This window comes from Rhizobium sp. PK7-22 (assembly GCF_056530405.1).
Genome location: NZ_CP096514.1, coordinates 3,339,325 through 3,361,426, shown reverse-complemented (window position 1 = coordinate 3,361,426; position 22,102 = coordinate 3,339,325). Strand labels below are relative to the sequence as shown.

Annotated in this window: 22 protein-coding genes and 1 other RNA gene; 13 read left to right on the top strand and 10 right to left on the bottom strand. The window is 62.9% G+C overall.

All coding sequences use genetic code 11. From position 1 onward, the window contains the following. Positions 1-10 precede the first annotated feature (10 nt). Positions 11-232 carry a 50S ribosomal protein L31 gene (gene rpmE, locus M1E10_RS21275; RefSeq protein ID WP_029616755.1) on the top strand — a complete coding sequence of 74 codons (222 nt, stop codon included), beginning with the start codon at positions 11-13 and terminating at the stop codon, positions 230-232. Between the two features lie 136 nt (positions 233-368). On the opposite strand, the gene rcdA is transcribed toward rpmE, so the two are convergent. From rcdA to M1E10_RS21260, 3 genes are all read right to left on the bottom strand, one after another. Next, entirely contained in the window at positions 369-881 is a 513-nt protein-coding gene (gene rcdA, locus M1E10_RS21270; RefSeq protein ID WP_499174772.1) for a DUF1465 family protein, read from the bottom strand. A gap of 340 nt (positions 882-1,221) precedes the next feature. After that, a complete protein-coding gene (locus M1E10_RS21265) occupies positions 1,222-1,407 on the bottom strand; it encodes a DUF1192 domain-containing protein (RefSeq protein ID WP_499174771.1) in 186 nt (61 codons plus the stop codon). Next, positions 1,407-2,684 carry an MFS transporter gene (locus M1E10_RS21260; protein WP_499174770.1) on the bottom strand — a complete coding sequence of 426 codons (1,278 nt, stop codon included), beginning with the start codon at positions 2,682-2,684 and terminating at the stop codon, positions 1,407-1,409. The genes M1E10_RS21265 and M1E10_RS21260 overlap by 1 nt, the downstream gene beginning before the upstream one ends. A 199-nt stretch (positions 2,685-2,883) precedes the next feature. Between M1E10_RS21260 and M1E10_RS21255 the strand changes: the two genes are divergently transcribed. Beyond that, positions 2,884-3,045 (top strand): hypothetical protein, encoded by a 162-nt coding sequence (locus M1E10_RS21255; protein WP_499174769.1) that lies wholly within the window; start codon positions 2,884-2,886, stop codon positions 3,043-3,045. A 123-nt stretch (positions 3,046-3,168) separates the two neighbouring features. Here M1E10_RS21255 and M1E10_RS21250 read toward each other — a convergent pair whose 3' ends face one another. The 5 genes from M1E10_RS21250 to tkt form a co-directional block, all read right to left on the bottom strand. After that, positions 3,169-4,065, bottom strand: a complete 897-nt coding sequence (locus M1E10_RS21250; protein ID WP_499174768.1) for a class I fructose-bisphosphate aldolase — start codon at positions 4,063-4,065, stop codon at positions 3,169-3,171. A gap of 275 nt (positions 4,066-4,340) precedes the next feature. Continuing rightward, positions 4,341-5,540 carry a phosphoglycerate kinase gene (locus M1E10_RS21245; protein ID WP_499174767.1) on the bottom strand — a complete coding sequence of 400 codons (1,200 nt, stop codon included), beginning with the start codon at positions 5,538-5,540 and terminating at the stop codon, positions 4,341-4,343. A 110-nt stretch (positions 5,541-5,650) separates the two neighbouring features. Beyond that, on the bottom strand, positions 5,651-7,492 hold the full coding sequence (locus tag M1E10_RS21240; protein WP_499177256.1) for a potassium/proton antiporter: 1,842 nt from the start codon (positions 7,490-7,492) through the stop codon (positions 5,651-5,653). Between the two features lie 236 nt (positions 7,493-7,728). Then, the gene (gene gap / locus M1E10_RS21235; protein WP_499174766.1) at positions 7,729-8,733 is read right to left on the bottom strand and encodes a type I glyceraldehyde-3-phosphate dehydrogenase; all 1,005 of its coding nucleotides are present in this window, start codon (positions 8,731-8,733) and stop codon (positions 7,729-7,731) included. Between the two features lie 66 nt (positions 8,734-8,799). Then, the gene (gene tkt, locus M1E10_RS21230) at positions 8,800-10,782 is read right to left on the bottom strand and encodes a transketolase family protein (RefSeq protein WP_499174765.1); all 1,983 of its coding nucleotides are present in this window, start codon (positions 10,780-10,782) and stop codon (positions 8,800-8,802) included. Positions 10,783-11,091: 309 nt separating this feature from the next. On the opposite strand from tkt, the gene M1E10_RS21225 reads away from it, so the two are divergent. The 11 genes from M1E10_RS21225 (at position 11,092) to M1E10_RS21175 (ending at position 19,807) form a co-directional block, all read left to right on the top strand. Next, positions 11,092-11,364 (top strand): DUF4164 domain-containing protein, encoded by a 273-nt coding sequence (locus tag M1E10_RS21225; RefSeq protein ID WP_499174764.1) that lies wholly within the window; start codon positions 11,092-11,094, stop codon positions 11,362-11,364. A gap of 18 nt (positions 11,365-11,382) precedes the next feature. Then, positions 11,383-11,757, top strand: a complete 375-nt coding sequence (locus M1E10_RS21220; RefSeq protein ID WP_499174763.1) for a cell division protein ZapA — start codon at positions 11,383-11,385, stop codon at positions 11,755-11,757. Positions 11,758-11,812: 55 nt separating this feature from the next. After that, positions 11,813-11,971, top strand: a non-coding RNA gene (ssrS, locus tag M1E10_RS21215) — 6S RNA. 118 nt (positions 11,972-12,089) lie between these two features. Then, on the top strand, positions 12,090-13,589 hold the full coding sequence (locus tag M1E10_RS21210; RefSeq protein WP_499174762.1) for a sensor histidine kinase: 1,500 nt from the start codon (positions 12,090-12,092) through the stop codon (positions 13,587-13,589). After that, a complete protein-coding gene (locus M1E10_RS21205) occupies positions 13,586-14,029 on the top strand; it encodes a response regulator (RefSeq protein ID WP_499174761.1) in 444 nt (147 codons plus the stop codon). The genes M1E10_RS21210 and M1E10_RS21205 overlap by 4 nt, the downstream gene beginning before the upstream one ends. A 9-nt stretch (positions 14,030-14,038) precedes the next feature. After that, positions 14,039-15,073 carry a sensor histidine kinase gene (locus M1E10_RS21200; RefSeq protein WP_499174760.1) on the top strand — a complete coding sequence of 345 codons (1,035 nt, stop codon included), beginning with the start codon at positions 14,039-14,041 and terminating at the stop codon, positions 15,071-15,073. Positions 15,074-15,343: 270 nt separating this feature from the next. Then, positions 15,344-16,576: a hemolysin family protein gene (locus M1E10_RS21195; RefSeq protein ID WP_499177255.1), complete on the top strand. Its 1,233-nt coding sequence runs from the start codon at positions 15,344-15,346 to the stop codon at positions 16,574-16,576. Beyond that, positions 16,576-17,163, top strand: a complete 588-nt coding sequence (locus M1E10_RS21190; protein ID WP_499174759.1) for a 5-formyltetrahydrofolate cyclo-ligase — start codon at positions 16,576-16,578, stop codon at positions 17,161-17,163. The genes M1E10_RS21195 and M1E10_RS21190 overlap by 1 nt, the downstream gene beginning before the upstream one ends. A 2-nt stretch (positions 17,164-17,165) precedes the next feature. Continuing rightward, entirely contained in the window at positions 17,166-17,990 is an 825-nt protein-coding gene (locus tag M1E10_RS21185) for a TIGR00282 family metallophosphoesterase (protein ID WP_499174758.1), read from the top strand. 105 nt (positions 17,991-18,095) lie between these two features. Continuing rightward, positions 18,096-18,950 (top strand): MBL fold metallo-hydrolase, encoded by an 855-nt coding sequence (locus M1E10_RS21180; protein ID WP_499174757.1) that lies wholly within the window; start codon positions 18,096-18,098, stop codon positions 18,948-18,950. A gap of 110 nt (positions 18,951-19,060) precedes the next feature. Continuing rightward, positions 19,061-19,807, top strand: coding sequence for a YebC/PmpR family DNA-binding transcriptional regulator (locus M1E10_RS21175; protein ID WP_499177254.1), 747 nt, complete (start codon positions 19,061-19,063; stop codon positions 19,805-19,807). 20 nt (positions 19,808-19,827) lie between these two features. Here the strand turns inward: M1E10_RS21175 and M1E10_RS21170 are convergent, their stop codons facing one another. Together M1E10_RS21170 and M1E10_RS21165 are read right to left on the bottom strand one after the other, a co-directional pair. Then, the gene (locus tag M1E10_RS21170) at positions 19,828-20,826 is read right to left on the bottom strand and encodes an LLM class flavin-dependent oxidoreductase (RefSeq protein WP_499174756.1); all 999 of its coding nucleotides are present in this window, start codon (positions 20,824-20,826) and stop codon (positions 19,828-19,830) included. A gap of 92 nt (positions 20,827-20,918) precedes the next feature. Further along, positions 20,919-21,935: a hypothetical protein gene (locus M1E10_RS21165; protein ID WP_499174755.1), complete on the bottom strand. Its 1,017-nt coding sequence runs from the start codon at positions 21,933-21,935 to the stop codon at positions 20,919-20,921. Positions 21,936-22,102 lie beyond the last annotated feature (167 nt).

The following is a 22,102-nucleotide window of genomic DNA, read 5'->3' as shown; positions in this document are numbered from 1 at the left end:
GATTAGGGCCATGAAGACTGATATTCATCCAGAATACCACACCATCAAGGTCGTGATGACCGATGGTACCGAATACGAAACCCGCTCGACCTGGGGTTCGGAAGGCGCAACCATGAACCTCGAGATCGACCCGAAGTCGCATCCGGCATGGACCGGCGGCAATCAGCAGATGATGGACCGTGGCGGCCGCGTCTCGAAGTTCAACAAGCGCTTCGGCGGTCTCGGCCTCTAAGCCGATCGACCCGCACCGACATCAAGAACCCGGTCCAGGCCGGGTTTTTTGTTGCCCGGAATCAGCGCGCAAACGGTCTGCAAAAAAAAAGCAGGCCGGAGCCTGCTTCTGTCGATGCGTTTCAAGGGAAGTCGTATCAGGCGCTGAAGGCGGTCTGCAGCAGGCTGAGCTGCGCGCGTACGCCGTTCTCGTTGTCGGGTGTGACAACCGGATCGCTCGGGCGGTAGATTTCGCGGTCGAGCAGGGCGACGCGGTTCTGCAGGCGCAACGAACGCTCGACGAGGTCGCGGAAGCCTTCCGGCAGATCCAGCCAGCCCGGTGCGTTCTTGTCGACGTTGAAGCCGTCGAGGCGAACCTTGTTCTTCTCGATGAGAACCTGATCCTTGCTCATCTCGCCATTGTTGACGGCGCGCTGCAGGAGAAGCCAGGACGCCATCTGCATCAGGCGGGTCGTCAGCCTCATCGACTCGGCGGCGTACAGGACGGAGGCGATCCGCGGCAGCACCTTGGAGGCGGCACGACCCGGTCCGTCCAGATAGGCTGCAGTCTCTTCCACCAACGACATTCCTTCAGCATAGAGAGCCTTGAAATGCGATGAGGCAGCGGCTCGACCTGCGAAGTTGACCGTATTCAGTCCCAGTTCCGACATGGAATTCACCTTGCTAACGCATCACTATCAAGCAATGACGACCGGAGGAAAAAGTTCCGATCCGCCTTTTTGTTGAAGTTAAGATGAGGTTTATAGCCTGAATCCGCAAGGCGTTTCTTAAGGAAGGGTTAATACCCACACTTTTGAAAGTGGCCGGTAAAAAAAAGAGCCGCAAAAGCGGCTCTCAAGGTAAAACAGGGAGAAAGTCAGACCACTTCGCCACTTGGTGAAACTGTCTGAGTCCGGGAAGCCCGGATGTTTATTATCATCGGCCAAGATGATTAATATCTAGTTAAAGATAGAATTGATTTACTTAGATTCCAACTGACGAGCGACCGGTCTAGCGAAAGAGACTGTCCGCGGCGCGTCGGCCGGCGGCCTTGCGTGCCTGATCGGCCTCAAGGCGGAGGATTTCTGCGCGCAGAAGATCGATCCGTTCGGCCAGGTCTTCAACGGAAAGTGAACTGAGATCGCCGCCGATCTCATGCGCGGGCTTTTTCGTGGGTCTGTCCTCGTCTCCAAACATCAGGCCGATTGCCTTTCCGAAAGATCATCGCTGCTGTTCTCGCTTGCCCGCGGATTGAGCAGCAGGCTTTCCGGGGTCGTGAGCGAGGGCGCCAGCGCCGGTGAGCCTGCGTAGCTGTCTCGGTCGGCCACCGGCACCGGTGCGCGCCTGCGGCTGCGGAAGATGGCATAGGCGGTGACGAGCACATGGCTGACGGCCGTGACTGCAAAGAGTGCATGCGGGCCAAGCCAGCTCATCACCGGGCCGCCGAGGCTCGGGCCTATGATGGTGCCGATGCCGAAGAGCAGCAGAAGGCCGCCTGAGACCTTCACGAAATCCTCGGGCGCAGCATGGTCGTTGGCGTGCGCCACGGCAATCGGATAGAGGGCGTTGGACGCAGCGCCATAGATGGCAACGAGGATGAGGATGGCATAGACGCCGGTCGGCTGAAACAGCGCCAGCGACAGGCCTGCGGCGGCGCCGACGGCCGACAAGGCTGCCAGCACATAACGCCGGTCCATGGTGTCGGACAGCCGTCCGGCCGGGAACTGGGCGATGGCGCCGGCAAAGATGGTGATGCTGACCATGAGCGCGATCGTCCCCTCCGGCAATCCGGCGCGGGAACCGAAGACGGCAGCCAGCGTGCCATAGGCGCCATTGGCGGTGCCGATCAGCAGGATGGCGATGAAGGAGACCGGAGAGTTCCGGTAGAGGCCCTTCAGGTCGATCTTGACGCGCTTCAGCGGCTGCGGCGAGGCGGCCCGCGAGACCGCGGTCGGAATGATCGCCAAGCAGTAGAGAATGCCGCAGATCATGAACAGGATGGGCGTCGAGATATCGACGAAGGGCACCATCATCTGGCCGCCGACGACGCCGAAGAGCGTGATGGAGATATAGAAGGAGAAGATCGCGCCGCGGCTCTCGTTGGTGGCGCGCTCGTTCAGCCAGCTCTCGATGATCATGCAGGTGCCGGCGGTGCAGAAGCCGGTGACGGCGCGCAGGATGAGCCAGGCGGTCTGATCGACGAGGATGCCGGTCAGGAGCACGTTGAGGCAGATTAGGGCACCGAAGCCGGCAAAGGCGCGGACGTGGCCGATGCGGCGCACCAGATTGGGCGCCACGAAGCAGCCGACGACGAAGCCCGTCGCCCAGGTGGTGCCGATCAGGCCGAGAATCTCGTTCGAATAGCCCTCCAGCGAGCCGCGAACAGGCAGAAGCAGGCCCTGGAGGCCGTTGCCGAGGAACAGAAACAGCGTACTGGTCAAAAGAGCCAGGACTGGCAGCAGGTTACGTCGCATTGTCTATGACCAACTTCTTCGGTCCGGAGGATGGGCCTTGGTGAGGCATAGCGGAATATATGTTGCCTGTACCGTCAACTGAGGATTAACGACCGGTCGTGATTAAAGATTCGAACCCGGTCCGATTCGATCAAGCCGCATTGGTGGCCAGCAAAGATGTCCAGCCTGTGACGACGGAGGCGGGCCGAGGGAGAATTTCATGTCGAAGGTGATCGGCGTCCTGCTGCTCCTTGCCATGCTGGTGCATATCATCCGCCCCCTTGGGCTACCGGGACTAAGACGCCGCACCGATTGCTGGAAGATCGCCGTCCTGGCGTTCGGCCTGTGGGCGCTGGTCCTGCTGGCTCGCGACTTCAGCTAGGGGATCTGTACGGTTTGGCAATGACAAAAGGCCGCCCGTTGCCGGCGCGGCCTTTGCTGTTTCCGACCGGTGAGGGACCAGGTGGCCCCTTCCGGTTTGCCGCCCCGTGACCTGAAGGCGTGATCAGGCCTTGTTGACGCTGGCGGCGTAGATTTCGTCGATCGTTTCGGCCAGGCTCGCGTTGAACTCTGCGTCGCTCATGGTGACGCGCAGGTTCTCGGTCAGCGCACGCGAGAAGCTCGCGATCATGCCGTGGTTGTGCTTCAGCTTTTCGCAGGCCTCGGTGCGGCTATAGCCGCCGGACAGGGCAACGACCCGGACGACCGAGTTGTGGGCGACCAAGGGGGCATAGAAATCGGAGACCGTCGGGATGGTCAGTTTCAGCATGACCGTCTCGCCTGCCGGGAGCTTGTCGAGGTGCTTGGCGATCTCGTCGCGAAGGATGGCTTCGGCCTCTTGCTTCGTCGGGCTCTTGATGGAGACCTCAGGCTCTATGATCGGCATCAGGCCCTGGGCGATGATCTGGCGCGCCACCTCGAACTGCTGCTGCACGACGGCAGCGATGCCGGCCCTGTCGGCCTCTGCGATCACCGAGCGCATCTTGGTTCCGAAGATTCCCTTTTCGCGAGCGCGGATCAGGAGAGTGTCCAGATCGGGCATGGCCTTCATCAATTGAGCGCCGTTCTGCTCGTCTTCAAGGCCCTTGTCGACCTTGAGAAAGGGCACGACGCCGCGATTTTCCCAGAGATATGAGGGGACCGGCTGACCTTCGACGTCTCCGTCCATGGTCCGCTCGAACAGGATGGCGCCAACGACCTTGTCGCCTGTAAACGCGGGGGCGCTCATGATGCGGACGCGCATGGCGTGCATCAGGCGGAACATCTCCTCGTCGCCCTGATAGTCGGATTCGGTGACGCCATAGAGGGCCAACGCTTTGGGTGTCGAACCGCCGCTTTGATCCAGCGCCGCAATGAAACCGGGCGCCGAGCTGATCTTGTTCAACATCTTCGCGTCCACCATACTTTGCTCCTATCCCTGAAATGGCGCGGTACGCGCTCACAAACATTGTCGATCTGACGGCCAGCCGGCAATCCGGTCTGCTGTCTTCAAGCCGTCCAGTCGGTCGCCCTTCTTTCGAGGCTTCCCATGGCGGATAACAGATGTAGGGCGGAAGTAAATCCTGGCCTAACTGATTGAAACGATTGAATTCATTTCAATCGTTTAAAATTTCTAAATATTTTAAATCCCGTTGACGAAGGCGCGGAACAGCCTATTTCCCGCGCCTTCACCAGATCTCAGACGTGGCGCAGCACATCGACGCCCGGCAGTTCCTTGCCTTCCATCCATTCCAGGAAGGCGCCTCCGGCGGTCGAGATATAGGTGAAGTCCTCGGCCACTCCCGCGTGATGAAGCGCTGCCACCGTGTCGCCGCCGCCGGCAACCGAGACCAGCTTGCCGGCACGGGTGCGTTCTGCGGCGTGGCGCGCTGCCTCGACCGTTGCGGTATCGAAGGGTTCGATCTCGAAGGCGCCGAGGGGGCCGTTCCAGACGAGCGTCTGGGCCTTGGAGATCCAGTCGTTGATCTTCTCGACCGACTTCGGGCCGACGTCCAGCATCATGGCATCGGCCGGGATGGCGTCGATGGCGACGACCTCGTTCTCGGCGCCGGCCTTGAACTCGCGAGCGATCACGCCGTCCACCGGCAGGACGATCGAGCAGCCGGCGGTTTGCGCTTCCGCCATGATCTTGCGGGCGGTCTCGGCCAGGTCGTGTTCGCACAGCGACTTGCCGACGTCGATGCCCTGTGCCGCCAGGAAGGTGTTGGCCATGCCGCCGCCGATCACCAGGGCGTCGACCTTGGTCACGAGGTTCATCAACAGGTCGATCTTGGTCGATACCTTGGCGCCGCCGACGATGGCGACGACCGGGCGGGTGGGGTTGCCGAGACCCTTCTCCAGCGCCTCGAGCTCTTCCTGCATGGTACGCCCGGCATAGGCGGGCAGGTGGCGCGCCAGGCCCTCGGTGGAGGCGTGGGCACGGTGGGCGGCGGAGAAGGCGTCGTTGACGTAGATGTCGCCGTTCTCGGCAAGGGCTGCGGCGAAGTCCGGATCGTTCTTCTCTTCACCCTTGTGGAAGCGGGTGTTCTCCAGAAGCAGGATGTCGCCGTTGTTCATCTTGGTAATCGCCTCTGCCGCGGGCTGGCCGATGCAATCGGCTGCAAAGAAGACGGCGTGATCGAGGACATCCTCGACGGCCGGAGCAATCAGCGACAGCGACATGTCCGCGACGGGTTCGCCCTTCGGGCGGCCGAAATGGGCGAGCAGGATGACCTTGGCCTGCTTGTTGCTCAATTCGCGGATCGTCGGGGCAACACGCTCGATGCGGGTGGCGTCCGTGATACGGCCTTCGGAGATCGGGACGTTCAGGTCAACGCGGACAAGCACGCGCTTTCCAGCGATATCATTGAGGTCGTCGAGTGTCTTGAAGGCAGGCATGGATTGGTCCTCGTCGGCTGGAACTTCGGCTATGTCTTTCGGAAGCGGACCATACTATTCCTGATCGGGCGCGCAAGGCGGCGACGCGGGAATCCGTCGGCCGCCTGTCCTCACTCGTGCCGATTGCCGCCCCTTGCCGACGGGGATGTCGCCTTGCCGCGGTAGCGCCGCAGAGCGTCGCGAACACGATGGGCGATCTCGCGCATGTTGATGAAGACGGGCAGGGTCGTCGCCGGCTCGACGGGCTCCAGCGAGACGCCGACGGAAAGGATGGCATTGTTCTCGTCGAGGTCGCGGACGATCAGCACCACGGAGCCGAAACGGACGCGATCGGCGTATTCGGCGCGTCCGCCCAGCCGGTGGATCATGAGCTCGGCGATCGTCAGGCTTTGCTCGCCGAGGGAGAGAAGGCCCGGGCCGTAGGCGGCGTCCAGTTCTTTGGCCGGGCGCGAGGGCGACACGGAGAAGGCACCGAAGAAGTCCTCATCGTCCGCCTCGACCGGCAGGCGGCTTGCAAACAGGCGGTCGAGCAGCCGGATGTAGGGCGGCGTGACGAACAGATAGAGCTGGTCGCCTTCCTGCAGGCGTCCGGCGTACTGGTAGCGCATGCTGCGGCCGTCGCGGATGACGAGGGACGGCATGGCCCAGCGCGGAATACGCTCGCCGCGCATGACCGGGCTGTCCTTCATGACGCGATAGGAAATGAGTTCGTGGGTCGACTTGCCGGGCAGGTCCAGCTCGACCTTGTCGATCTCGCCGTGCCGGGGAGGGATGATCAGCCCAAGCTTCTGCGCGACAGGCTTGATCGTCCATCCCTGCAGCAGCAGCGAGACCAGCACGATGATGAAGGCGGTGTTGAAGAAGAGGAGGCCATTCTCCAGGCCGCCCAGCAGGGGCATGATGGCGAGCAGGATGGAAACGGCACCGCGCAGGCCCACCCAGGCGACGAAACCGGTTTCCTGCTGCGTCATCTGGAAGGGCAAGAGGCTCAGCCAGACCGCAAGCGGACGCGCGATGAAGACGAGGAACAGGGCAAGGGCGATGGCCGGCAAGGCGATCGACGGAAACTGCGACGGTGTCGCGAGCAGGCCGAGCACGATGAACATGATGATCTGTGCCAGCCAGGTCAGTCCGGCATGGAAGCGGGCAATGGATTCGCGGGCGAACATCTTGCGGTTGCCGGCATAGATCCCGGCGACATAGACGGCCAGGAAGCCGCTGCCGCCGATGGCGCCGGTGAACGCGAAGACCAGGAGGGCGAGCGCCAGCACGAAGATCGGCGCCAGGCTACGGTCCTTGGTGAAGCGGTTGAGAACCCAGACGATCATCATGCCGCCGAGGAAGCCGAAGAGGACGCCGAGCGCCATCTGCTGGACGAACAGCATCAGAAACTGCATGTCCAGTCCGGCAAAGCCTTCGCCGCTGGCGATTACCTCGACGAGGGCGATGGTCAGGAAGATCGCCATCGGGTCGTTGGTACCGGATTCGACCTCGAGCGTGGAGCGAACCTGATCGCGGATGTTGATGCCGCCGATGCGCAGCAGGAAGAAGACGGCGGCCGCATCGGTCGAGCCGACGATGGAGCCGAGGAGCAGACCTTCCAGCCATGTAAAGTCGAGGAGGAACATGGCGGCAAAGGCGAAGATCGAGGCGGTGACGAGAACGCCGACCGAGGCCAGTGTCAGTGCCGGCCAGGCGGCGACGCGGAAGGAATGGATGGAGGTGCCGAAGCCTGAATCAAAGAGGATGATGGCGAGCGCCAGGGAGCCCAGCATATAGGCCAGAGAGAAGTTGTCGAAGGCGATCCCGAGGCCATCGACGCCGGCGATGAGGCCGATCGACAGAAAGACGAGCAGCAGCGGTGCGCCGAAGCGGAAGGCGATGAGGCTGGAAAACGCGGCCGCCAGCACGAGAATCGTGCCGACCAGCAGGAAAATGTAAAACGCATCCACCATTGCGGCTTCTTCCTATCCTTCTGGGGCCGGACGACCACCGGTCGACCATGCCTACGGCTGTGCACCGCGACCCGCTGGATCCACGCAATTTGGGATTTCGGCAGAACGGACGATTCGAAACGAGATATTGTAGAGGCGGGAACAAATCCGGCAACAGAAGGGCAGGGGAGAAATAAAAAGAAAGGCGGGCCGAATTTCGGCCCGCCTTTCCAGCGTTCGACGATCTGACTGTTTTAGATCAGCTTGCCCATCACGACGGCCGTGTCGGACATGCGGTTCGAGAAGCCCCACTCGTTGTCGTACCAGGTGAGGATACGCACGAGGTTGCCTTCCAGGACCTTGGTCTGGTCGGCGGCGAAGTTCGACGAATGCGCATCGTGGTTGAAGTCGATCGAGACGAGCGGATCCGTGACATAGGCCATGATCCCCTTGAGCTCGCCTTCGGCAGCGGCCTTGATCGCGTCGTTGACTTCTTCCTTCGTGACATTGCGCGAGGGAATGAACTTCAGGTCGACGACGGAGACGTTCGGGGTGGGAACGCGGATGGCCGAGCCGTCGAGCTTGCCCTTCAGTTCCGGCAGCACGAGGCCGACGGCCTTGGCAGCACCCGTCGAGGTCGGGATCATCGACATGGCTGCGGCGCGGGCGCGGTAGAGATCCTTGTGCATGGTGTCGAGCGTCGGCTGGTCACCGGTGTAGGAGTGCACCGTCGTCATGTAGCCCTTCTCGATGCCGAAGGTCTTGTGCAGGACATAGGCGACGGGAGCCAGGCAGTTGGTGGTGCAGGAGGCGTTGGAGACGACGAGGTCGTCCTTGGTCAGCGCGCTGTGGTTGACGCCGTAGACGATCGTCTTGTCGGCGCCTTCGGCAGGGGCCGACACCAGGACGCGCTTGGAGCCGTTCGACAGGTGCAGGCTGGCCTTCTCCTTGGAGGTGAAGATGCCGGTGCATTCCATGGCGATATCGACATCCGCCCAGGGCAGATCCTTGGGATCGCGCACCGCGGTCACCTTGATCGGCTTGCCACCGTCGATGATGATGGTGTCGCCGTCCACCCGGACATGTGCCGGAAACTTGCCGTGGACGCTGTCATAGCGCAGCAGATGGGCGTTGGTTTCCACCGGGCCGAGATCGTTGATGGCGACGACCTCGATGTCGGTGCGGCCGGACTCGATGATGGCGCGCAGTACATTGCGCCCGATGCGGCCGAAGCCGTTTATACCCACTTTAACTGTCATTTTCACATACTCCCGCTGGTCTGTCGTAGCGTGTTGGTCAACCTTGCTGACGCGAGGAGAACGGCTTTACGAAAGTCGCTTCTCGGCCGATTCCACCACGGCTTCCGCCGTGATGCCGAAGTGCTTGTAGAGTTCTTTCGCCGGACCCGAGGCCCCGAAGGATTTCATGCCGATGAAGATGCCGTCGGAGCCGATGATGGCGTCCCAACCTTCGCGCACGGCCGCTTCGATGGCGATCTTGACCGGCGAGGTGCCGATGATGGCCGCACGGTAGTCGTCGGGCTGGCCCATGAAGAGCTCGACGCAGGGGACGGAGACGACGCGGGTGGCAATGCCGCGCTGCTGCAGCATCTCGTTGGCCTTCAGGGCGATCTCGACTTCCGAACCGGAGGCGAAGATCGTGACCTTGGCATCGCTGGAAGAGACCAACTCGTAGGCGCCATAGGCGCAGAGGTTCTTCTCTTCGTATTCCTTGCGGGCTGGTGCCAGGTTCTGGCGGGTGAGCGCCAGGCCGGACGGGCGATGCTTCTCCTTCAGCGCCAGCTGCCAGCACTCGGCCGTCTCGGTTTCGTCGGCCGGACGGAAGACGAGGAGGTTCGGGATCGCGCGCAGGGCGGCCAGATGCTCGACCGGCTGGTGGGTCGGACCGTCTTCGCCGACGCCGATGGAATCATGCGTCCAGACGTGGATGACGCGGATGCCCATGAGGGCGGCGAGGCGTACCGAAGGGCGGCAGTAGTCGGAGAAGATCAGGAAGCCGCCGGCATAGGGGATGAGGCCGCCGTGCAGCGCAATGCCGTTCATGGCGGCGGCCATGGCGTGCTCGCGGATGCCGTAGTGAAGGTAGCGGCCGGAGAAGTCTGCCGGCGTGATCGCCGTCATCTGGCTCGTCTTGGTGTTGTTGGACGGCGTCAGGTCGGCAGAGCCGCCCAGTGTTTCCGGCAGCAGGCCGTTGATGACCTCCAGCACGTCTTCCGAGGCCTTGCGCGTGGCAACCGTCGGATTGTTGGCGGCCACCTTCTTCTTGAAGGCGTCGATCGTGCTGTCGAAGTCGCCGGGAAGGTCACCTGCAAAGCGGCGTACGAATTCGGCGCGCGTCCCGTTTGCGGTGGCGTTGAGCCGCTCTTCCCATTCCATGCGCACCTTGGTGGAGCGCAGGCCGGCAAGGCGCCAGGCGTCGAGAACGTCGGCCGGGACGCTGAAGGCTTCCGCATCCCATTCCAGCGACGTGCGGGCCGCTGCAATTTCCTCGGCGCCGAGCGGGCTGCCGTGAACCTTGTGGGTGCCCTGCTTGTTGGGCGCGCCGAAGCCGATGACGGTCTTGCAGGCGATCAGGGTCGGCTTGTCGGACAGGTGGGCGGCCTCGATGGCGGCCGCGATCGCATCGGGATCATGTCCATCGACGGAGATGGTGTTCCAGTTGACGGACTTGAAGCGGGCGACCTGGTCGGTGGAATCCGACAGGGAAACGGCGCCGTCGATGGTGATCGAGTTGTTGTCCCAGAAGACGATGAGCTTGTTGAGCTTCAGGTGGCCGGCCATGGCGATGGCTTCCTGGCTGATGCCCTCCATCAGGCAGCCGTCTCCGACGAGCACATAGGTATGGTGGTTCTGAAGGTCGGAACCGAATTCCTCAGCCAGCTTGCGCTCGGCGATCGCCATGCCGACGGCATTGGACAGACCCTGGCCGAGCGGCCCCGTGGTCGTCTCGATGCCGGAGATGTGTCCGTATTCCGGGTGGCCCGCGGTCTTGGAGCCCAACTGCCGGAACTGCTTGATGTCTTCGATGGTGATGTCTTCGTAGCCCGTCAGGTAGAGGAGCGAGTAGAGAAGCATCGAGCCGTGGCCGGCCGACAGCACGAAACGGTCGCGGTCGGGCCAGAGCGGGTTCTTCGGATCGAAGTTCATGAAGCGGGAAAACAGAACCGTCGCCACGTCGGCGGCTCCCATGGGCAATCCGGGGTGACCGGAGTTCGCCTTCTCCACGGCGTCCATGGAAAGGAAGCGGATCGCATTGGCCATCCGGTTGTGTTTTTCGCGAGAGATCATGACTGTTCCGCTGTGTTCCGGGTGTCGTTCACGGTCTTCAGACGGACCGCGTGAAAGCGGCTGATCCATATCAGGTGCAACGCGCAAGTCAACAAAACTGGCCCGGATCAGCCGTCCATTTGGGCAGCAGCGAGACGCTTTGCCTCATCGGCGAGCAGATCGGCCCGAGGTTATCATCCGCAGGATTCACAAGATAGACGTGGGCTGTCGCGGCGGCTTTGTTGACCCGTGTCGGAGGGCTGAATAGTCTGCGGGCGAAGTCAGATCGGCGCGCAAGCCGATTCGGCATGGTTCACACGGAAGATTCGGATGCCGGCGGAAAAGACGTTGGATCAGGCACTTGCCGAACTCTCGACCGCCCTTGGCGGCCTTGAGAATGCGGTCGACATGCGCATCGAGCATCAACGCCAGAGTGCAGATGCCGAGGGCGAGGTGCGTCGCGTTCATGCGGATAGAGCCCGGCTCGCCCAGGAACTCGACCAGTCACAGTTTCGCGCCAATCGGCTGGAAGAGGTCAACCGCGAGGTGTCGCGTCGTCTGGTCACGGCGATGGAGACCATCCGTGCGGTCCTCGACCGATAGCGCAGCGAAGGACAAGCCATGGCTCAGGTGACGGTAACGATCGACGGCAAGGCCTACCGCATGGCCTGCGAAGAGGGCCAGGAAGACCATCTGACCGACCTCGCGGCCGGCTTCGACCAATATGTCGGGCACCTGAAGAACCAGTTCGGGGAGATCGGCGACCTGCGGCTGACCGTCATGGCCGGCATCATGGTGATGGACGAACTGTCGGAAATGAAGCGGAGACTGGCTGCCTGCGACGCCGATATCGCCGCCCTGAAATCCGCCCGCGACGGCGAGAGCCAGCACCATGAGCACCATGAACAGCTTCTCATTTCGACGCTTGGCGACCTCGCCGGGCGCATCGAGTCGCTAACGGGAAAGCTGAGCGGGCGAAATGCACCCGTCAACTGACGCAAAAGCGTTTTAAGCCACTGGCGGACGGCAGGGATTCGGCCTATATCTGAGTTGCGATCTGCGCCTCACGACAGGAACCACAATCCCTGGGGCCATACTCGATCCAAAGGGAGCTGTCCCTGGCCAGGCCCGTGGGCTTGGTCATATGGCGCCCACCTACGTTTGTAGGCACCCAGGATCGTAAACCTCCATCGGTTGCCGTGGATCGCACTTATTTTTCGCCTTGTTCATCTGTTTGCCTGCCTGCGCAGTGCAAGACTTGATGCCGCGACTTGACTTTGACATTCCGGCGCACGAGTTTCCACCGGCCTCCACATCGCCGGAATCCCATGCCGATCCAAAACAATACGTTCGCTCGCTCGTCGATCCTGATGCTTCTGATCGGCGCCGTCATCCTTGTCGCGATTGTCCTGTCTTCGCTCTTCCAGGCGCGGATGACGCAGTCCTATTCGCAGGAAGTCGTCCAACTGCGCAATGCGCGAACGTCAGCGTCCAATCTTTTCGCCCTGATGCAGGGCGCAGAGACCGGGCAGCGCGGCTACCTCCTGACGCAGAACGAGGATTTCCTGGCGCCCTACGAGCGCTCCATCAACGAGGTCATGGCCAGCCTCGAGAAGCTGGAGAATGCTCTCAGGGAAGAGCAGACCTACGCGCAGACGATCCCGCAAATCAAAACGCTCGTCGAAGAGAAATTCCAAGAGTTGCGGCAGACTGTGGAGCTCGCCCGGTCGGGGGACGTCGACGGTGCGATCGCCGTGGTTCGCGCCGATTACGGGCGCCAGACCATGGAAGCCCTCCGCGACCTGCTGCGGACGCTGCTCCAGTCTCTGGATGGGCGGCTGAGTTCCGGCTTGGAGGAGCTGGCAAGCGCATCAGACACCATGCAGTGGTTCGCGATCGCCGGCGGCATGGTCATCATCGCGGTCGTTGGCGGTGCGATCCTGATCGTCGGCCAGCACGTCCGGGAGCTGTCGCGCGCCCGCGGCGCGGTGGAGGAGTTGAACGCCAGCCTGGAGGAGCGGGTCGAGGAGCGTACGGAAGACCTGATGCAGGCCAACCGCGAAATCCAGCGCTATGCCTATATCGTCTCGCACGACCTGCGCGCGCCGCTCGTCAACATCATGGGCTTCACCAGCGAACTCGATGCGACGCTTACGACCGTACGCACCTATGTCCTGTCGGATGGGGACAGGCTGACGGAGAGCGAAATCCGTGAGGCGCGGCTGGCGGTCGAGGAAGACCTTCCCGAGGCGATCAACTTCATCCGATCGTCCACCAAGAAGATGGACGGGCTGATCAATGCCATCCTGAAGATCTCCAGGGACGGTCGCCGGGAGCTGAAGCCGGAGCCGATCGATCTTTCGGAGCTTCTGGAGAGCACCGCCGCCAGCATCTACCACCAGGTGGACGAGGCGGGCGGGGAGGTCCGGATTGCCGTCGGCGGTGCCAAGGGGCTGGTATCGGACCGCTTCTCGCTGGAGCAGATCTTCGGCAACCTCTTCGACAATGCGGTGAAATACCGCCATCCCGACCGGCCGCTGCATCTGGCCGTGCGCGCCATGCCGGCAAAGCGCAACGGCGTGCGCATCGAGGTGGAGGACAACGGCCGTGGGATCGCGCCGGAAGACCACGAACGCATCTTCGAACTTTTCCGTAGATCGGGCGTGCAAGACAAGACGGGAGAGGGTATAGGCCTTGCCCACGTCCGATCATTAGTCAGAAATTTAGGTGGCGAGATTACGGTGACGTCAACGATGGGGGGCGGATCGACATTCATCATTCGCCTTCCGGGTGATTTGTCCCAGTATGTCAGGAGTAACGGGTCATGAAAGCGGCAGCAAAAGAAGTCACCATCGTGATGGTCGAAGACGACGAGGGCCATGCGCGCCTCATCGAGAAGAACGTCCGGCGGGCTGGTGTCAGCAACGAGATCATTCCGTTCACGGACGGCAATTCCGCGCTCGATTTCATCCTCGGCAGCGACCGCACGGGCGTCTCCACCCAGGACCGTCACCTGCTCATCCTGCTCGACCTCAACCTTCCCGACATGTCCGGCATTGACATCCTGGAGAAGGTGAAGTCCAACCCACATGCGAAGCGCCTGCCGGTCGTCATCCTGACGACCACGGACGATGAGCGGGAAATCCAGCGTTGCTACGATCTTGGCGCCAACGTCTACATCACGAAGCCCGTCGACTATGACAGCTTCGCCCATGCCATCCGTCAGCTCGGCCTGTTTTTCTCTGTGATGCAAGTGCCGGGGCAATAACGGAAGCAGATGCCGCAAACCGTTCTTTATGTCGACGACGATCTTGCGCTGGCCCGTCTGGCGCAGAGGTATCTGGGGCGTGCGGGCTACGATGTGGTCCACGCGGCGGATTCCGCGTCGGCATTGGCGGCGCTGGACAACGGCTCCTTCGGCGCCATCGTGCTCGACCATTATCTGCGGGCGGAAACCGGACTGCAGATCCTCGGCATGCTCAAGGAGCGCGGGATCGTGCTTCCGGTCATCTATGTCACGGGGTCCAGCGAGGCGACGATCGCGATCGAGGCCCTGAAGAACGGCGCCTCCGACTATGTGATCAAGACCGTCGGCGAGGAGTTCTGGCCGCTGATGGAAAGCGCGCTGCGGCAGGCGATCGCCAATGCCGAGCTGCGCAGGGCCAAGGAAAAGGCCGACCAGGAGATCAGGGTCGGCAAGGAGCGGGCGGAGGTGCTGCTGGCGGAGGTCAACCACCGCGTCGCCAACAGTCTCGCCCTCGTGGCAGCACTGATCCGCCTCCAGGCGTCCAACAGCAAGAGCGAGGACGTGAAGGATGCGCTGACAGAGACGCAGGCGCGCATCACCGCCATCGCCGGCATGCACCGCAGCCTCTATACCTCCGACGACGTCCGGCATGTGGAGATGGACAAGTATCTCGGCACCTTGGTCAAGGAGGTGCAGAATTCGGTCAACATGGAGCAGCAGGGGCCGGTCATCCAGCTTCGGGCGGATGAGGTGTCGCTGACATCGGACCGAGCCGTGTCGGTCGGCATGATCGTCACCGAACTGCTCACCAATGCCATCAAGTATGCCTATCCGGACGGCGGCGAAGGCGAAGTCCGCGTTGCCTTCATGCTGCAGGGTTCGGAGCAGGTACTTCTGGTCGTCGAAGACGACGGTATCGGCTGGCTGGAGGATGACACGCCGAAGGGCACAGGTCTCGGCAGCCGGATCGTCAAGTCCATGGCTGCAACCCTCGGCTCCTCCATCGACTACAAGCCGAGGTCTACGGGTACCCGGGCCGAGCTCCTCCTGACGCTCCAGCCCTAGCCGTCATGCCATGAGCGAAGCGGCGGCGACCATTGCCACCTGCGTGGACCGGCCCTATCATTTAAACGCCTGGACACCGGCGCCTGTGCATGAACCGTCTTGGCCCATGCCGCGCAGACCCTCAGGGCGGAACCTTCCAGGTGACTGTCTTTCGATCCGGCCTCGACCGGATCGGTCAAGCGGCCCAGTTTTCGTCCCAACCGAGAGATTCTCTTGTTTACTGAAATCTTCATCGTCGTGGCCCTCACCGTTCTCAACGGCGTGCTCGCCATGTCGGAGCTGGCTGTCGTCTCCGCTCGACCCGTCCGGCTCAGGATCATGGCGGAGCAGGGGAGCCGGGGGGCAAGGCAGGCGCTGCGGCTGGCCGAGGATCCGGGGCGGTTCCTGTCTTCGGTGCAGATCGGCATAACCCTGGTCGGCATCCTTTCCGGTGCCTTCTCCGGCGCAACCCTCGGCGCCCGGTTTGCCAACTGGCTTGAGCTGCAGGGGCTGCCGGACAACTGGTCGGATGCGCTGGGCGTCGGCACCGTCGTCGTCGCCATCACCTATCTGGCGCTGATCGTCGGCGAGCTGGTGCCGAAGCAGATCGCGCTGCGGGCCCCTGAAACGGTTGCTGCCCGCGTGGCACCGGCCATGGTCCTGGTCGCCAAGATCGGGGCACCACTCGTCTGGCTGCTGGATGTCTCCGGCAAGCTGGTTCTCGGGTTGCTCGGCCAGCGGGGCGATACGGGCGAACGGGTGACGGACGAGGAAATCCGCACGGTTCTCGCGGAGGCTCATAATGCCGGCGTGATCGAATCCGAGGAATCGGCAATGATCTCGGGGGTCATGCGGCTTGCCGACCGGACAGCCCGCGGATTGATGACGCCGCGGCGCGACGTCGAGGTGATCGACATCGAGGATGACGCTGCCGAGATCCGTGCGCAGCTGCGCACGACCCAGAGGTCGCGGCTTCCTGTCCGCAACGGCAGTTCCGACGAGATCCTCGGCGTGCTCTTCGTCAAGGATGCCTTCGATTTCGTGGCGTCGGGCACCGGCGACGAGATCCGCCAGCTGATGCGCGAGGCACCGGTCGTCTCCGACCTGACGGGCGCACTCGATGTCATCCAGGCATTGCGCAAGACGCCTGCGCGGATGGTTCTCGTCTATGACGAATACGGCCACTTCGAAGGGGTCATCACCTCGGCGGACATCCTGGAGGCGATCACCGGTGTCTTCCAGGAAGACGAAACCGACGAGCCCGCCATCGTGGCGCGCGAGGACGGGTCGTTCCTGGTGGCCGGCTGGATGCCGATCGACGAGTTTTCCCATGAGATGCGGCTGCGGATCAAAGTGGATCCGGATTATGAGACCGTTGCGGGCTTCGTGCTCGACGAGCTCAAGCATCTTCCGGAGCTCGGCGAGTGCTTCGAGCGGCAGGGATGGGTGTTCGAGGTGATCGATCTCGACGGTCGGCGGATCGACAAGCTGTTGGTGCGCAGGGCCCAGCAGGACCAGGACTGATGACAAGGCCGGAGGCAAAGGCAGAGTTGCGTGCTGGCCGCCTCACGGCGCGGGACGCCATTCCTGTCGCCGAGCGGATCGAGAAGAGCCTGCAGCTCGCCGACCACGGGCTGGCTGCGCTTCAGTTCGAGTCCGGCACGATCATCTCCGGCTTCCTCCCCATTCGCTCCGAGATGGACCTGCGACCGCTGATGGCCGGGCTGCGCGGGCGTGGCGCGCGGATCTGCGTGCCGGTCATCCTCGACAAGCAGCAGATCGTGTTTCGCGAGCTGGTTCCCGGCGCGCCGCTGATCGACTGCGGCTTCGGGACGATGGCGCCCGGACCTGAGGCCGAGGTGCTCGACCCCGACATCATGCTGGTACCGCTGTCGGCCTTCGATGCGCGAGGCCAGCGGATCGGCTATGGCGGTGGCTATTACGACCGGGCAATCGCCCGTCTGCATGCCCTGGGGCGCAGACCGCGACTGATCGGGATTGCCTTCGACTGCCAGGAAGTGGCATCAGTCCCCACCGAAACTCACGACATAGGACTGCAGGCCCTGCTCAGCGAAAGCGGCCTGCGGATCTTCGACACGCAGATTGGATAAGAATGCGACTTCTCTTCTTGGGTGACATGGTGGGCAAGACTGGCCGGACGGCGGTCTGGGAACGGCTGCCGGGCCTGATTTCCGACCTGAAGCTCGACTTCGTCATCGTCAACGGCGAAAACGCAGCCGGCGGCTTCGGCATCACGGAAGACATCTTCCTGGAGACCATCAATGCCGGCGCCGACGTTGTGACCACCGGCAATCACGTCTGGGACCAGAAGGAGGCCGTCGGCTTTTCCGGGCGCCACGAGCAGTTCCTGCGGCCGGCGAATTATCCGGCCGGCACGCCGGGCCGCGGCTCCAGCGTCTATTACGCGCGCAACGGCGCCCGCATCCTGGTGGCCAACATCATGGGGCGGGTGTTCATGCATCCGGAACTCGACGATCCCTTCAACGCGGCCGAGGCCATTCTCGCCGCCTGCCCGCTGAAGGAGCAGGTGGATGCGGTGGTCTTCGACTTCCATGCGGAGGCGACCAGCGAAAAGCAGTGCTTCGGGCATTTCGTCGACGGCCGCGCCAGTCTCGTCGTCGGCACGCATACGCATGTGCCGACGGCCGATTGCCAGATCCTCAACGGCGGTACCGGCTACATGTCGGATGCAGGCATGTGCGGCGATTATGATTCCTCGCTTGGCATGGACAAGGAGGAACCGCTGAACCGCTTCATCTCGAAGATGCCGAAAGGCCGCTTCGAGGCGGCCACCGGCCCGGCGACGATCTGCGGTCTCGGGATCGAGATCTCCGATTCGAGCGGGCTCGCCGAAAAGATCGCGCCGCTGCGGATCGGGCCGCGGCTGCAGGAGACCGTGCCGCCGTTCTGGGCGTAATCCCTCTTCTGGAATGACAGAAATGTGAGGCCGGCGGCTGAGGAAGCCGCTGGACCGTCCTCCTGCCTTGCCGCATCCTGCCGCCACAACGGATATGGGAGTGGCATGATGCTGCGGACTGTCGCCTTCGTTCTCTTCTGCCTGTGCATGCCGGCCACGCAGGCGCTGGCGCAGGACGCGCCGATGGCTGTCAGTCAGTGCCAGGCGATTGCCCGCTCCGTTCCCGGCACCACTTTTGCCAGATACACGCCTTCTAGCGCTGCTCCAGTTGTGCTTGCCCAGAGCGGCGGCACGTCAGACCTCTCAGCGCGCGAGGAGGTGAGGATCACCTACGTCGGCCACTCGACCTATTTTATCGAGACACCGGGCGGCGTCGGCATCGCCACCGACTACAGCGGCGTCTACAGGCCTTCGCGCCTGCCCGACGTGGTGACGATGAACAAGGCGCATTCGACCCATTTCACGCTGAACCCCGATGCCGGCATCGAACAGGTGCTGCAAGGATGGAGCGATGTGCCGGGTGAGAAGATCCAGCACAATGTGGTGGTCGGCGATGCCTATATCCGCAATGTGGCGACCGATATCCGCTCCTGGGGTGGTGATCTGGAGGAGAACGGCAATTCGATCTTCATCTTCGAGATTGCCGGCCTCTGCATCGGCCATCTTGGGCACCTGCACCACGAGCTGACCGAAAGCCATTACACGGAGATCGGCCGCCTGGACGTCCTGATGGTGCCGGTGGACGGCGGCCTGACGCTGGGAGCCGACAGCATGAGCCGTGTGGTCGATCGGCTGCGGTCGTCGGTGATCCTGCCGATGCACCGGCCGGGCGGGCTCGACCGCTTCATCGGCATGCTCGCGGGCAGAGTCGACGTGGCCTATGCGCGTGAGCCGACGATCGTGGTCTCGATGCGCAGTCTGCCGAAGCGGCCGACCATTCTGGTGCCGCAAGGGATGTAAGCCACGGTTGCCGGCCCGATTGCATGCGAAACGCCGCTCGTGGCTTGAACCTTCGCCGCTTCGAACCTATAACGCGGCCTTTCCACGAAATAGACGTGATCAGGGGTGCCATGGCCGGCCATTCACAGTTCAAAAACATCATGCACCGCAAGGGTCGCCAGGACGCGATCCGGTCGAAGATGTTCTCCAAGCTTGCGCGCGAAATCACCGTTGCCGCGAAATCGGGTCTGCCCGATCCGGACGCCAACTCGGCGCTGCGCCTGGCGATCCAGAACGCCAAGGCGCAGTCGATGCCAAAGGACAACATCGACCGGGCGATCAAGAAGGCCTCCGGTGCCGACGCGGAAAACTATGATGCCGTGCGCTACGAAGGCTACGGCCCGGGCGGCGTTGCCGTGATCGTCGAAGCCCTGACGGACAATCGCAACCGCACGGCTTCTTCCGTGCGTTCGACCTTCAGCAAGGCCGGCGGGGCGCTTGGCGAAACGGGCTCCGTCTCCTTCTCCTTCGACCATGTCGGCGAGATCACCTACAAGCTCTCCGTCGGCGACGCGGATGCGGTGATGGAAGCGGCGATCGAGGCAGGCGCCGACGACGTCGTGACCGACGAAGAGGGGCACGTCATCATCTGCGCCTTCGAGAGCCTGGGCGAAGTCACCAAGGCGCTGGAAGCAAGCCTCGGCGAAGCCGAGACCGTCAAGACCGTCTGGAAGCCGCAGAACACGGTACCCGTGGACGAGGAAAAGGCGCAGTCGCTGATGAAGCTCATCGACACGCTGGAAGACGACGACGACGTGCAGAACGTCTATTCGAACTTCGAAGTCTCCGACGAGGTCATGGCCAGGCTCTCGGCCTGACCATGGCAATGGGGAAGGCGCTAGTGCGCCTTCTCCATCATCGGCAGTCCGGCAAACAGCTCGACGGACTTCAGCCGTGCGCCGATGTCGTGGATCGGCATCGAGACGATCAGCTCGTCGGCCTGGGTTTCGGCGAGGAAGCGTGACAGGGTTTCTCCGACGGTTGCTGGAGAACCGACAGCCGCAAACCGCAGCGTGTGCTCCACCGTCATCCGCTCCATGTCGGTCCAGTGACCATCCATGCTGTCCACCGGACGCGGGAACTGGCCGCGGACATTCTTCCTCAAATTGACGAACTGCTGCTGCGCCGAGGTAAACAGGCGGGCCGCCTCTTCGTCCGTATCGGCTGCCACGCCCATGACGCCGACCATGACATAGGGCTTGTGGAGCGTTTCGGAGGGCTGGAAGCGGTCGCGGTAGATGTCGAGCGCCTCCATGAGCATGTCGGGCGCAAAATGCGAGGCAAAGGCGTAAGGCAGGCCAAGGGCTGCGGCGAGGTGGGCGCTGTAGACGCTCGAGCCGAGCAGCCAGAGCGGCACGTTCGAGTGGGCACCCGGAATGGCCAGGATCGCCTGGTCTTCCGAGGGGCTGCCCAGTAGTCGCTGCAGTTCGACGATGTCGTGGGGAAAATTCTCTGCGCCGGCGTCGAGATTGCGGCGCAGCGCACGGGCGGTGCGCATGTCGGTTCCGGGCGCGCGGCCGAGGCCGAGGTCGACGCGGCCGGGGAAGAGGGCGGCCAGCGTGCCGAACTGTTCGGCAATCACCAGCGGCGAGTGGTTGGGCAGCATGACGCCGCCGGAGCCGACGCGGATGCGGCTGGTCGCGGCAGCCACATGGCCGATCACGATGGCGGTGGCAGCACTGGCGATGCCCGGCATGCCGTGGTGTTCGGCAAGCCAGAGGCGATTATAGCCCTGCTCTTCCGCCTTGATGGCCATCAAGCGGGACTGGTCCAGAGCGTCGCTGACGGTCTGCCCTTCCGGAACCGGTGAAAGATCGAGAATTGAAAAGGGGATCATGATTGAAGTCCTGGGGGAAATGTCGGTTTCCCCCATGTAGGTATTCCGGCCGCGGTTGCGAGGCCGGAATACCCAAGGGTGCAGATCGAGACCTACGTCTTCACGAGCCGCAGATGCGAGCGCCGGCCGGTGCCGGGACCAGGGCCTGCCGGTGGGGTGACGACCCGAACTTCCGTATAACGGCTTGCCTGTTGCTCGATGTCGGCGATGGCGCGTTCCATCTTGCCGAGCTGCATGTCCGCAGGCAGGCCGGGTTCGTCGGCAGGCCGCCTTGACCGTACCAGGCTCATCAGACCCGTACGGAGATGATCGACCACGCCGGCGTGCCGGCGGGAGGATTCGCCCAGTGACGTCAGCTGCGAGTCCAGGGCCTCGGTGTAAACGTCGATGGCATCGAATTCGCGCGTCACCTGCGTCGCGGCATTGGACGTGGCTTGCGCCTGGGCAACGACGGCGTCGGTCGCTTCCGTCAGGACCTCTACCGTCGATCCGACTTGCTGGGTCAGAGCATGCAGGTTCTTGGCGATGCCCAGGGCTTCCTGGCCGTCGACGCCCGCGTGGGCGGCGTTGACGCCACCATTGAGCGACAGCAGTGCCGCCTCGCGCAGAAGCGTGCGTACCTCTTCCGTCATCGTCTTCAGGGCAGCGAGCGACTGGCAGGTCCGCTGGGCAGACGCAGCGGCTTCGGCGGCTGCGTTCTTCGGGCGGCGGATGTCCAGCCGGGCATTGTGAAGAATGGCAGCCACATGTTCGACATGGGTGGACTGGCTGCGGGCCGTCTCCGCCGCATTGCCGGCATCGGCAGCCAGACCGGACACGGCGCTGGCGCGGGCGGCCTGCTCATCGCTCGTTCGCTTGAGGCCTTCACGAACCTCTGCGCAGTCCAGATGGGCATCGCGGGCGCGGGTCAGCACCGTGTCGATGGTGGCGCTGACGGAGGCGAGGCCCCGGTTGAAATCCTTGCGCATGCCTTCATAGCCGCGCGGCAGGGGCTGTTCGATCTGCTGGTTCAGATCTCCCATCGCGAGCCGGCGGAGACTGCCATCGAAGGCCTCCACGACGGTGCGCAGTTCCTGCAGTTCATTCTCGAGCTTATCTCGATCCTGCATAACGGTCTCCTCATGATTCCGGATGCGATGTTCTGGCTTGGCAACGCACCAATCCAAAGGCCGTTGCCGAGCTTGCCGATGTTTTACACCGAAGTTGCCGAACAGGGTTAACAGAAGGGACGATGTTTCTCTTTTGTTCACATTTCCGTGGCAGTGCTACCTGCTCC

Excerpts from the sequence above, each read along its gene's own strand:
- rpmE (WP_029616755.1), top strand. The coding sequence starts at position 11 with ATGAAGACTGATATTCATCCAGAATACCACACCATCAAGGTCGTGATG.
- rcdA (WP_499174772.1), bottom strand. The coding sequence starts at position 881 with ATGTCGGAACTGGGACTGAATACGGTCAACTTCGCAGGTCGAGCCGCT.
- M1E10_RS21265 (WP_499174771.1), bottom strand. The coding sequence starts at position 1,407 with ATGTTTGGAGACGAGGACAGACCCACGAAAAAGCCCGCGCATGAGATC.
- M1E10_RS21260 (WP_499174770.1), bottom strand. The coding sequence starts at position 2,684 with ATGCGACGTAACCTGCTGCCAGTCCTGGCTCTTTTGACCAGTACGCTG.
- M1E10_RS21255 (WP_499174769.1), top strand. The coding sequence starts at position 2,884 with ATGTCGAAGGTGATCGGCGTCCTGCTGCTCCTTGCCATGCTGGTGCAT.
- M1E10_RS21250 (WP_499174768.1), bottom strand. The coding sequence starts at position 4,065 with ATGGTGGACGCGAAGATGTTGAACAAGATCAGCTCGGCGCCCGGTTTC.
- M1E10_RS21245 (WP_499174767.1), bottom strand. The coding sequence starts at position 5,540 with ATGCCTGCCTTCAAGACACTCGACGACCTCAATGATATCGCTGGAAAG.
- gap (WP_499174766.1), bottom strand. The coding sequence starts at position 8,733 with ATGACAGTTAAAGTGGGTATAAACGGCTTCGGCCGCATCGGGCGCAAT.
- tkt (WP_499174765.1), bottom strand. The coding sequence starts at position 10,782 with ATGATCTCTCGCGAAAAACACAACCGGATGGCCAATGCGATCCGCTTC.
- M1E10_RS21225 (WP_499174764.1), top strand. The coding sequence starts at position 11,092 with ATGCCGGCGGAAAAGACGTTGGATCAGGCACTTGCCGAACTCTCGACC.
- M1E10_RS21220 (WP_499174763.1), top strand. The coding sequence starts at position 11,383 with ATGGCTCAGGTGACGGTAACGATCGACGGCAAGGCCTACCGCATGGCC.
- M1E10_RS21210 (WP_499174762.1), top strand. The coding sequence starts at position 12,090 with ATGCCGATCCAAAACAATACGTTCGCTCGCTCGTCGATCCTGATGCTT.
- M1E10_RS21205 (WP_499174761.1), top strand. The coding sequence starts at position 13,586 with ATGAAAGCGGCAGCAAAAGAAGTCACCATCGTGATGGTCGAAGACGAC.
- M1E10_RS21200 (WP_499174760.1), top strand. The coding sequence starts at position 14,039 with ATGCCGCAAACCGTTCTTTATGTCGACGACGATCTTGCGCTGGCCCGT.
- M1E10_RS21195 (WP_499177255.1), top strand. The coding sequence starts at position 15,344 with ATGTCGGAGCTGGCTGTCGTCTCCGCTCGACCCGTCCGGCTCAGGATC.
- M1E10_RS21190 (WP_499174759.1), top strand. The coding sequence starts at position 16,576 with ATGACAAGGCCGGAGGCAAAGGCAGAGTTGCGTGCTGGCCGCCTCACG.
- M1E10_RS21185 (WP_499174758.1), top strand. The coding sequence starts at position 17,166 with ATGCGACTTCTCTTCTTGGGTGACATGGTGGGCAAGACTGGCCGGACG.
- M1E10_RS21180 (WP_499174757.1), top strand. The coding sequence starts at position 18,096 with ATGATGCTGCGGACTGTCGCCTTCGTTCTCTTCTGCCTGTGCATGCCG.
- M1E10_RS21175 (WP_499177254.1), top strand. The coding sequence starts at position 19,061 with ATGGCCGGCCATTCACAGTTCAAAAACATCATGCACCGCAAGGGTCGC.
- M1E10_RS21170 (WP_499174756.1), bottom strand. The coding sequence starts at position 20,826 with ATGATCCCCTTTTCAATTCTCGATCTTTCACCGGTTCCGGAAGGGCAG.
- M1E10_RS21165 (WP_499174755.1), bottom strand. The coding sequence starts at position 21,935 with ATGCAGGATCGAGATAAGCTCGAGAATGAACTGCAGGAACTGCGCACC.